We start from the raw sequence: 9383 nt of genomic DNA, 5'->3' as shown, positions 1-9383 counted from the left end.
ATCGCGGGCACCGCCTGCCGCCAGGGCTCCATGAGGATCGCCCCGCCGCCCATCAGCACCACCACCGTGCGCGGATTGGCCGCCACCACGGCCCGGATCAGCTGCTGCTGGGCGGGGTCGAGGCCCAGGTCGGTGCGGTCGCCGGCGGCGAAGTCGCCCCCGGGCCGGGCCGAGCCGAAGCGCGTGATCGCCGCCATCAGCCACCCCACCGGCGACCACAGCCTCCGCAGCCCGATCCGATCCAGCAGGGGCCGCAGCGGATCGGGTGGGGGCACCTGGCGCAGGACCGGCGCGATGTCACCGGGATGGATGTGCTCGCCTTCGTCGCGCCAATCGAGCCCCACCACCACCACCGCCGCCTCACAGCCCGCCGCCAGGTTCGCCGCGGCCGCCGGATCGGTCCCACTGGCGAAGCGCACCCGGCGCCGGGGGTCGGAGGAGCGCAGGCCGTCCAGGGGGGTGACGACGACCCCCGGGGCAGGCCGGGTGTCGGAGGAGCCCCGGTCCCCCAGGTTGGGCACCGCCGCCAGCTCGCCGATCACCGCCAGGCTCTGGAGATCGGCGAACGGCAGCGGCGCTGAGGGGGAGGGCCGAGGGCCGGCGGCGGCGGACGGCGGCGCATTCTTCAGCAGCACGATCGCCTTGGTGGCCGCCTCCCTGGCGAGGGACCGATGGGCCGGGCAACCGCGCAGCTGGCGGGGATAGACACCGGTGGGCACCGCCAGCCGCGTTCTCAGCTGCCGCAGCACCGCATCGTCGACCCGGCCGATCGGCAGGCGGCCATGGGCCAGGGCCGGTGCCAGCACCGCCTCGAAGATCATCCGGAAGGGCATCTCCAGGTCCTGGCCGGCCAGCAGGGCCTCCACCCCGTCCCTGAGCCCGAAGATGAAATCGGTCACCACGAACCCCCGGAACCCCCAGCGGCGCTTCAGGATTCCGGTGAGCAGCTCGGGATGCTGACCGCACCACGTTCCATTCACCCGGTTGTAGGCGCTCATCACCGAGCCGGCCCCTGCCTCCACGCAGTCGCGGAACTGGGGCAGGTACAGCTCATGGAGGGTCCTGGCATCCACCCGGACATCCACCCGGAACCGGGAACTGTCGATCGAGTTGAGGGCGAGGTGCTTGACGCAGGCGATCGCGTGGCGCTGGATGCCCCGGGTCATGGCGGCTCCCAGGGCACCGACATGCACCGGATCCTCGCCGTAGGTCTCCTGGGCCCGGCCCCAGCCCGGATGGCGCAGCAGGTTCACGCAGACCGCCGCCAGCCAGTTGGCCCCGAAGCTGCGGGCCTCCACGGCCATGGCCTCGCCGATGCGCTGCTCGAGATCCACATCCCAGCTGGCGCCGCGAGCGATCGGAACGGGAAAGGTGGTGGCGCCACCCTCGAGCACGACCCCCCGCGGCCCATCCACGAACTGCAGCGGAGGAAGGTCCAGCCCCGGCAGGCTGCCAGCCGGCCAGGGGTGACGGTGCGAGGCGTCGTGCAGGGCAATGTCTGCCATGCCCGACCAGAAGGGGGTGTCCCCGTCCAGCAGGGCGAGTTTCTCGGCCGGTGTCAGTCCCGCCAGCAGGGCTTCAGCCCTGGCTTCCGGCGCAACCGGGGTCACTCGCGCAGATGACGACTCCACGCTGCCGGCGAGAACGTGTGGCCTTCAGCGGCTGCCAGCGCCACCACCGCGCCGGCGTCGGGGGCGGAATCCACCTGGGCCCTCAGGGCAGGGTCGGCATCGACTTTGACCATGAAGGCCTTGAGCTGGGCTTTGGACATGGTCGGCATCCGTCGGACCCTCCAGCCCTAGCCAGGGTGAGGGGCGCTGTCAGCGGGGAGCATCCGCCATGGGGCCGGCATCCGCCGCAGCGCGGGGACCGTGCCGATTGGAGCACCGTCCACAGAGATGCTGTAGGGTTGAAGGGATTCAAAGATCACTCTTCAGCGGGTTTCTTCCGAAACGGCGGCTCCCATTCCAGGTTTCTCCACTAGGCCAGCGACTTACTTCAGGGCTTTCGACGAATCTGTTCATAGTTTCCAGACCAGATTTCATGACCATTTACGTGGGCAACCTCTCGTTTGACGCCGAGGTTGAAGACGTTCAACACCTGTTCTCTGAATACGGTGAAGTGCGCAAGTGCAGCCTTCCCCTCGACCGGGACACCGGTCGTAAGCGCGGCTTCGCTTTTGTCGAAATGGCCAACGAGGCCGATGAGACCAAGGCCATCGACGACCTCCAGAACGTCGAGTGGATGGGCCGCAACATCCGTGTCAACAAGGCCGAGCCCCGCACCGGTGGTGGTGGCGGCGGTGGTCGCCAGTTCGCCGGTTCCGGCTCCTACGGCGGCGGTGGCGGTGGCGGTGGCAACCGCTGGTGAGTTGACCCCCTGAGGCACTTCCCCCGGGAAGTGCCCACCCTGAGCCGCCCCCTGCGGGCGGCTTTCTGTTGTCTGGGCGGCCCGTAGGACCGTCCGGCTCCAGCCCGACCATCCCCCCCGACCATCGACAGCAGCAGCTGGATCGGTGGACCTGCCCCGCGCGGGCCCCTCCGGAATTTCCTTGACAGACCGTTCCATCTCTTCCGTCACCGCCCAGTTCTCCACCGGACCCCAGGCGCCCCGTAGCCCCCAGGCCCTCGCCCGCCAGCTGAGACCGCTGCTGCCGAGCGAGGCATTCCAGACCAGCCCGACCAGGCTGGCGCTTGTACCGATCAATCTGGCGATCCTGGTGCTGGGATGGCACATGGCAAGCCAACTGGATCGCTGGCCCCTCCCCTCCTTGCTCATTTGGCTGCCCATAGCGGTGCTGATGGGGAACAGTGTCATGGTGCTTGGTTTTCTCGCCCATGATCTGATGCACGGCAGAGGCCCCCGACAGCGGACCCTGCGTCGGCTGGCGGGCCTGCTGGGCTTCAGCATGTTGTGGATGACGCCGACCCTCTGGCAGGCGGTGCACAACCGCGAACATCACAGCCACACCAATGGCCTCCAGGACCCTGACCGCAGCTACCTGGCCAGCCAACCCAACAGCTGGGGCAAGCGCCTGTTCCACTGGATCGCCCCCTCCTCGGAGGTCAACCCTTTGGTTCTTGCGCTGGGCATGACCAGTGCCTGGCCCCTGCACCACTTCCGCACCACCTGTGCCGTGCTGCTGTTCAACAGCACCAAGACCGGCTTCACCCCAGCCTCATTTCGAGTGCGGCCCGCAGAGCGCCGGGCCATCGGCCTTGAGCTGGCGGCCGTGGCGAGCATCCATCTGCTGGTGATCAGCTGGATCGGCCTCCAACCGATCCAGCTGTTGCTGGGATATTTCCTACCGCTGTGGATTGGCTACGCAATGGCCATGGCCTATATCTACACCAATCACGTACTCAACCCTCTTACAGAGGACAACGATCCCCTGCTGAGTTCCCTCTCCCTTCAGGTGCCGGCCTGGATCGACCTGCTGCACTGCAACTTCTCCCACCATTCCGAGCACCATGTCTTCCCGGGACTGAACAGCAACTATTACCCGCTGGTGCGCCAGCTCCTGCTGCGTCACCACGGCGATCGCTTCAACCTGATGGGTGCCGCCGAGGCCTGGCGCCTGATGCTCGCCACTCCCCGGTTCTACCGGGATGCCGGCCATCTGATCAGCGCGGATGGTGCGGTGCTGGTGCCCGTGCCGCTGGCCCCAGCGGCCCCCTGAACGGCCGTCCATCCGGGGGTCGGGGGGTTCAGCTCACGAGCCGCGGCTTGCCGGGATGGATCGCCCTGAGCGGCCGGGGCCGGGCCGGGATCACCAGGGAATCCCGCCGCGGATGGTGCCTCCGGAACTGGCGGTCATCGGCCGCCCGGCGGCAGGTCTGCCGAAACAGCGGCATGGCGATCCCGAAGGTCTCCTCGAACTGGGCCAGGGTTTCGGCCGTCGTCCGCAGTCCGCAGTCGCGGATCGCCGCCCCGAGGGCCTGCTGCGGCTGCGCCGTGATGGCCTGAAACAGCCTGTTCAGGCGATGGTGCTGCAGGGCCTCAAACGGGGTCATTCCCCGCGACTGATCGAAGCAGAACTCCAGGCAGGCCTCGCTCACGCCCAGTTCCTCGGCCACCAGGACCATCTCAATCGGCCGACGGAAGTGGCGGGCGAAATACTTCAATGCCGCACCCACCAAGAGCCGGCTGCGGGCGGGGCTGGCCGATGGGCAGTCGCGGGGAACCAGAAGCATCGATGGATCTCCCACAGGAACTGGAGCACCGGGGCATGGCTCGGCAGGCCAGCATCCGGTCAGGGTTGAAGGGGACGCGGCGGTGCGATCGTCTCGTCTACCACCGTCATAGGCAGCGGGACCAAACGGCATCCACCGCGCGCCCGGAAGGTCCATGATTTGACGCATGCCGGCACGAGCCGCAAGGTTCGACCGACGTCCTTGTGAAGGCGTTGTAACCCGGCGAAGGCGTGTAACCGGGCGAAGGCGCTGGGACGGGCAGTGAGGCGATCAGCCCTGGCGATTGTGCGTGTCGCTGGGCCGCAGCACCAGCACGACCGAACCGATCACGATCAGCCCGATCAGGCCAAGACCAGCTGCCAGGGGCAGCGCCACATCCGTCTCCATCGGAACCTGCAGGCTGAACATCCAGGGTTCCATGATGGAGCGAAACGGGCGCCACCGCCTCGGCGGGCCGGGCCGGGTGCGACTCAGCGCATGATCAGCGCACGGTCAGCGCATGATCAGCGCATGGTCAACGCATGAACAGCATCTCCTGGTAGGTGGGCAGCGGCCAGGAGGCATCGTCGACCAGCGACTCCAGGGCATCGGCGGCTTCCCGGATCCGCCCCATGCAAGGCAGCAGGGCATCGACGCAGTGGCGCAGATGGGCATGGACGCCCTCCCCCTCGGACGCCATGGCGGCCTCCAGGGCGGTACAGCCTTCCAGCATCTGCTGGCAGAGGGCATCCATCCGCGAGAGCACGGAGGGATCGGGCGACAGGCCGACCTTCTTCTGGGCCTTGAGGGAGGCCGCCAGGCCGCCCATCGACTCCATGATCACCGGATAGAGCTGGGTGCGCACCATGCGCAGCAGCAGCCTGGCCTCCACCTCGATGGCGAGGATGTACTGCTCGGCGTACACCTCGAAGCGGCTTTCCAGCTCCAGCGGGGTGAGCACGCCCTGGCGTTCGAACAGATCCCGGATCTCGGGGCGTTGCAGCACCGGCAGCGCATCGGCCGAGGTGGGCAGATTCTCCAGACCCCGCTCCTCAACGGCGATCCGATGCCACTCCGAGGAGTAGCCGTCCCCTCCGAAGACCACGGCACCATGCTGATCCATGGTGCGCTTCAGGGCCGCGAAGGCCGCATCTTCCAGGGAGGCACCGGAGGCCATCCCCGCTTCCAGCTGGTCCGCGATCCACTGGATCGAGTCGGCGAGGATCGTGTTCAGCACCACCAGCGGACCGGCCACGGACTGGCCGGATCCGACGGCCCGGAATTCGAAGCGGTTGCCGGTGAAGGCAAACGGGGAGGTGCGGTTCCGGTCTCCCGGATCCTTGTTGAGATCGGGCAGGGTGTCGACCCCGAGGGACATCAGCGCGGCCTGGGCGGACCCCTGCAGATTGCCGGAGCGGATCTGGCTGTACACATCCTCCAGCTGGCTGCCCAGATACACCGAGATGATCGCCGGTGGAGCTTCGTTGGCACCCAGACGATGGTCGTTGCTGGCGGTCGCAATGGCGGCACGCATCAGCGGGCCGAAGCAATGAACGCCGCGAATCACCGCGGCACAGAACAGCAGGAACTGGAGATTCTCGTGGGGGGTGTGGCCGGGATCCAGCAGGTTGCCCTGGGTGGCGTTGCCGATCGACCAGTTGACGTGCTTGCCGCTGCCGTTCACGCCGGCGAACGGCTTCTCATGCAGCAGACAGGTGAAGCCGTGCTTCTTGGCGGTGGCCTTCAGCACCGTCATGGTGAGCTGCTGATGGTCCGTGGCGACGTTGGCCGCTTCGAAGAAGGGCGCGATCTCGAACTGACCGGGGGCCACCTCGTTGTGGCGGGTCTTGGCGGGGATGCCGAGCCTGTAGAGCTGACGCTCCACATCCTGCATGTACACCTGCACCCGCTCGGGGATGGCCCCGAAGTAGTGGTCATCGAACTGCTGGCCCTTGGCCGGCGGCGCGCCGACCAGGGTGCGCCCGGCCAGTTGGAGGTCGGGACGCAGGGCCGTGAAGGCCGCGTCGACCAGGAAATACTCCTGCTCGGCCCCGCAGCTGGAGTTCACCGGGGCGACCTCGGTTTCACCGAGCAGGCGCAGCAGCCGCTGGGCCTGGCGGTTCATGGCCGCGTTCGAGCGCAGCAGGGGGGTTTTCTTGTCGAGGGCCTCGCCGGTCCAGGACACGAACACCGTGGGGATGCACAGGGTGACCCCGTTGGGGGTATCCATCAGGTAGGCGGGACTGGTGGCGTCCCAGGCCGTGTAGCCGCGGGCCTCGAAGGTCGAGCGGATGCCGCCGTTGGGGAAGGACGAGCCGTCCGGTTCCCCCTGCACCAGCAGCTTGCCGGTGAACTCGGTGATCGCCGTGCCATCTCCCTGGGGGGAGATGAAGCCATCGTGCTTCTCGGCCGTGAGGTTGGTGAGCGGGTAGAAGACGTGGGCGTAATACAGGGCGCCGCGGCTGGTGGCCCAGTCCTTCATCGCCTGGGCGACCACGTCGGCCACGGAGGCGTCGAGCTTGGTCCCCTCCTTGATCGAGCGCTGGATCGACTTGAAGACGGTCTTCGGCAGGGCCGACTTCATCTTCTCCAGGGTGAAGACGTCACTGGCCCAGAGCTCCTCCAGGGGAGCTGGCGGCTGGGTCTGCACCGGCGAGCGGGCCAGGATCGACTCGATGGCATTCAGCCGTGCGGTGGCAGGCATGGGAAAGGTCAGGGGATGAAGGTCAGCCAAGCCCCCCACCCCCCCCATCGATTGCCGCAGTTGATACCAGGAGCGGAACTCGGAGGACCACCCGGATCACTGGGGGTGCGACCGATCACCAATGCTTAGCAGTCAGGCTTTTCCGCCCCTGCCGGCGTTTTTCCCCAGCAGGACCCGGTGTTTTCCCCAGGCGGCTCTCCCCGGTCGCCGCACGGCCACCCGGCCCGGGCGCAGGCTCCGGGGAAAAGGCCTCTCCCGTTGACGGCCAGCCCTGAGCCGGCATCGCCCCGGGACGCTGGGCTTCGCAGGTGGCGCCGAGCCGCTGCCAGCACTCGATTCCCGCCGTAGGTCCCAGTGGGATGGGGGGTGCACCGCCGGCTTTGACGGGAGCCGCCCGCCATGGCGTCATGGAGGGGAAGCGCGATGAGCTGTGTGACCCAGGTTCCCGATCACCCCCCCGCCCACGTGTCCGTCGAGAACCAGTTTCCGGAGGATCTGTTCGAGGCGATGCGGGAGTTCGTCCACACCCATCCCCAGTGGGACCAGTACCGCCTGATGCAGGCGGCCCTGGCGGGCTTCCTGTTCCAGCAGGGGTGCCAGGACCGTGCGGTCGCCCGCCATTACCTCGACGGGTTGTTCCGTCGCGACCCCGCGGCCCAGGCCCCCGGCACCACGCCGGCCTGACGCCCCCGGCGACCAGGTCCCACGCCCACCGCCACCACCCCACCGGGCCACCACCCCACTGCAACCCCCACTGCCGCTCCCTCCCCCATGGCTGCGTCGTCCCGCTCCCAGGTCCGCCGTTCCCCGCACCGGCCCGCCTGGCTGGATCCCCTGGGCCGGCTCCTGATCGGCCTGGTGTTCGTGCATGCGGTGGTCGGCAAGCTGATGGACGTCCCGGCCGCGACCGCGGTGATCGCGAACCGCGGCCTGCCCATGGCCCCGCTGCTGCTCGGTGCGGCCATGCTCCTGATGGCGGCGGGATCGGTGCTGGTGATCGGGGGCTTCCGCACCCGCCTGGGGGCGCTGCTGCTGCTGGCCTTCCTGGTGCCGACCACCCTGCTGTTCCATGGCGAGGTGGGCGATCCCCAGCAACGCATCCAACTGCTGAAGAACCTGGCCATCGTGGGGGGGCTGCTGCTGGTGCTGGATCGCTCGCCCGCCAGCTGAGGCCAATCCGGCGGCCGCCTCCACCGGTAGACAGGCCAGACGACCCCGCGCAGTTCATGGGCCTGGAGCCGACCATTCCCACCCCCGGCCAGGGGCCTCCAGCCGCGGCGCCGGCGCCACCCCCCCTCGACCACCAGGACCGGGCCGCCCTGTACGACGCCTGCAGTCCGGCCGTCTACCGCCTGGCCCTGCGGCTCTGCCGCAACAGCCAGGCCGCCGAGGATCTCGTCCACGATGTGTTCGTGCGCTACTGGCGCCAGGACAGCTACGACCCGCGGCGGGGGCCGGTGCTGGCCTACCTGCTGCTGCTGACCCGTTCCATGGCCCTGAATGGACTGGCCCAGCAGCGCAACCGCTGGCAGATCCTGCAGCAGTGGTCGGCCCAGCTGCTGGGCCGCGACGAACCGGCCGCCCAGCACTGGGCCGAACTGACGGACCTGGGCGAACGGATGCGCCACGCCCTGGAGCAGATCGATCCGAAGCAACGCCAGGTGCTCGAACTGGCCTACTACCAAGGCCTGAGCCAGTCCGCCGTGGCCGAACGGCTGCAGATCCCCCTGGGCACGGTGAAGACCCGCTCCCGCCAGGGGCTGCTGGCCCTGCGGCATCACATGGCCGACTTCCACGACCTCCCCGCCGATCCCCCAGCCCGCCCGTGATGACCCACTCCGATCTCCCGCCGATCGACGAGCTCCTGGCCGGCCATGCCCTGGGGGATCTCGATGAAGCCGAACAGGCGTCCCTGCGCCAGCAGCTGGCCGCCGATCCCTCCCTGCAGCGCCGTCTCGACGAACTCGCCACCACCCTGCAGCTGCTCCCGCTCGGCCTGCCGGCCCAGGCCCAGCCCCCGGCCCGTCTGCGGCAGCGGCTGCTCGCGCCGGCGGAACAGCCGCCAACGCGGCACCGCTCCCCGGCACCGTCCTGGAGTCGCCTGGTGATGGCCGCCCTGGCCGGTGGGCTGATCGTGACGGGCCTCCAGGTGCAGCAGCTGCGGCACCAACTGGCCCAGCAGAGCCCCCCTGCCGCGACCGCGCCGAGCCTGCGGGTGAACCGCACCATGGTCCTCGAGGGCGACACGCCGGGCGGTCCGATCTCCGGCCAGGTGGTGGTGCAGGCGGATCAGGGCTACAACCTGCTGCGCCTCAAGGGGCTGCCGCCGGCACCGCCCCAGCACGTCTACCGGCTCTGGGCCGAGGTGGACGGGCGCCAGGTGGGATGCGTCCAGGTCGTCCCCGACAACGACGGCGTCGTGGCGATGCCGATTCCCAGCGAACCCTCCAGCCATGCCAGCCGGCTGAGCATCAGCCTGGAGCCCCTCCGGCCCGGCGGGGATCAAC

Annotated in this window: 11 protein-coding genes; 6 read left to right on the top strand and 5 right to left on the bottom strand. The window is 68.8% G+C overall.

The genetic code is table 11. From position 1 onward, the window contains the following. Together ACLNEE_RS16265 and ACLNEE_RS16260 are read right to left on the bottom strand one after the other, a co-directional pair. Positions 1-1610: glycoside hydrolase family 3 protein (locus ACLNEE_RS16265; RefSeq protein ID WP_412007390.1), on the bottom strand; the 1610-nt coding region annotated here is incomplete at its 3' end. After that, positions 1607-1771 (bottom strand): Nif11-like leader peptide family natural product precursor, encoded by a 165-nt coding sequence (locus ACLNEE_RS16260; protein ID WP_411422032.1) that lies wholly within the window; start codon positions 1769-1771, stop codon positions 1607-1609. The genes ACLNEE_RS16265 and ACLNEE_RS16260, both read right to left, overlap by 4 nt. A gap of 272 nt (positions 1772-2043) precedes the next feature. Here ACLNEE_RS16260 and ACLNEE_RS16255 point away from each other — a divergent pair, with 272 nt between their 5' ends. Further along, positions 2044-2370, top strand: a complete 327-nt coding sequence (locus tag ACLNEE_RS16255) for an RNA recognition motif domain-containing protein (protein WP_411422031.1) — start codon at positions 2044-2046, stop codon at positions 2368-2370. A 181-nt stretch (positions 2371-2551) separates the two neighbouring features. Then, the gene (locus ACLNEE_RS16250; protein WP_411422030.1) at positions 2552-3679 is read left to right on the top strand and encodes a fatty acid desaturase family protein; all 1128 of its coding nucleotides are present in this window, start codon (positions 2552-2554) and stop codon (positions 3677-3679) included. 28 nt (positions 3680-3707) lie between these two features. On the opposite strand, the gene ACLNEE_RS16245 is transcribed toward ACLNEE_RS16250, so the two are convergent. From ACLNEE_RS16245 to ACLNEE_RS16235, 3 genes are all read right to left on the bottom strand, one after another. Then, positions 3708-4193, bottom strand: coding sequence for a hypothetical protein (locus ACLNEE_RS16245; protein ID WP_411422029.1), 486 nt, complete (start codon positions 4191-4193; stop codon positions 3708-3710). A 270-nt stretch (positions 4194-4463) separates the two neighbouring features. Further along, complete coding sequence (locus tag ACLNEE_RS16240) at positions 4464-4601, bottom strand: hypothetical protein (protein ID WP_411422028.1); 138 nt, start codon at positions 4599-4601, stop codon at positions 4464-4466. A gap of 106 nt (positions 4602-4707) precedes the next feature. Beyond that, positions 4708-6876, bottom strand: a complete 2169-nt coding sequence (locus ACLNEE_RS16235; protein WP_411422077.1) for a glutamine synthetase III family protein — start codon at positions 6874-6876, stop codon at positions 4708-4710. A gap of 432 nt (positions 6877-7308) precedes the next feature. On the opposite strand from ACLNEE_RS16235, the gene ACLNEE_RS16230 reads away from it, so the two are divergent. From ACLNEE_RS16230 to ACLNEE_RS16215, 4 genes are all read left to right on the top strand, one after another. Continuing rightward, positions 7309-7560 (top strand): DUF2811 domain-containing protein, encoded by a 252-nt coding sequence (locus ACLNEE_RS16230; protein ID WP_412007389.1) that lies wholly within the window; start codon positions 7309-7311, stop codon positions 7558-7560. A gap of 87 nt (positions 7561-7647) precedes the next feature. After that, positions 7648-8046, top strand: a complete 399-nt coding sequence (locus ACLNEE_RS16225) for a DoxX family membrane protein (protein WP_411422026.1) — start codon at positions 7648-7650, stop codon at positions 8044-8046. A 56-nt stretch (positions 8047-8102) separates the two neighbouring features. Next, positions 8103-8705, top strand: coding sequence for a sigma-70 family RNA polymerase sigma factor (locus ACLNEE_RS16220; protein WP_411422025.1), 603 nt, complete (start codon positions 8103-8105; stop codon positions 8703-8705). Beyond that, the coding region (locus ACLNEE_RS16215; RefSeq protein ID WP_412007388.1) for an anti-sigma factor at positions 8705-9383 on the top strand (679 nt) is incomplete at its 3' end. The genes ACLNEE_RS16220 and ACLNEE_RS16215, both read left to right, overlap by 1 nt.

This window comes from Aphanothece stagnina RSMan2012, assembly GCF_046764815.1.
Lineage (GTDB): Bacteria > Cyanobacteriota > Cyanobacteriia > PCC-6307 > Cyanobiaceae > NIES-981.
This window is presented reverse-complemented; position numbering and strand designations above follow the sequence as displayed.

What these genes read in the sequence shown, in the direction of transcription:
- ACLNEE_RS16260 (WP_411422032.1), bottom strand. Translation starts at nt 1,771, where the DNA reads ATGTCCAAAGCCCAGCTCAAGGCCTTCATGGTCAAAGTCGATGCCGAC.
- ACLNEE_RS16255 (WP_411422031.1), top strand. Translation starts at nt 2,044, where the DNA reads ATGACCATTTACGTGGGCAACCTCTCGTTTGACGCCGAGGTTGAAGAC.
- ACLNEE_RS16245 (WP_411422029.1), bottom strand. Translation starts at nt 4,193, where the DNA reads ATGCTTCTGGTTCCCCGCGACTGCCCATCGGCCAGCCCCGCCCGCAGC.
- ACLNEE_RS16240 (WP_411422028.1), bottom strand. Translation starts at nt 4,601, where the DNA reads ATGTTCAGCCTGCAGGTTCCGATGGAGACGGATGTGGCGCTGCCCCTG.
- ACLNEE_RS16235 (WP_411422077.1), bottom strand. Translation starts at nt 6,876, where the DNA reads ATGCCTGCCACCGCACGGCTGAATGCCATCGAGTCGATCCTGGCCCGC.
- ACLNEE_RS16225 (WP_411422026.1), top strand. Translation starts at nt 7,648, where the DNA reads ATGGCTGCGTCGTCCCGCTCCCAGGTCCGCCGTTCCCCGCACCGGCCC.
- ACLNEE_RS16220 (WP_411422025.1), top strand. Translation starts at nt 8,103, where the DNA reads ATGGGCCTGGAGCCGACCATTCCCACCCCCGGCCAGGGGCCTCCAGCC.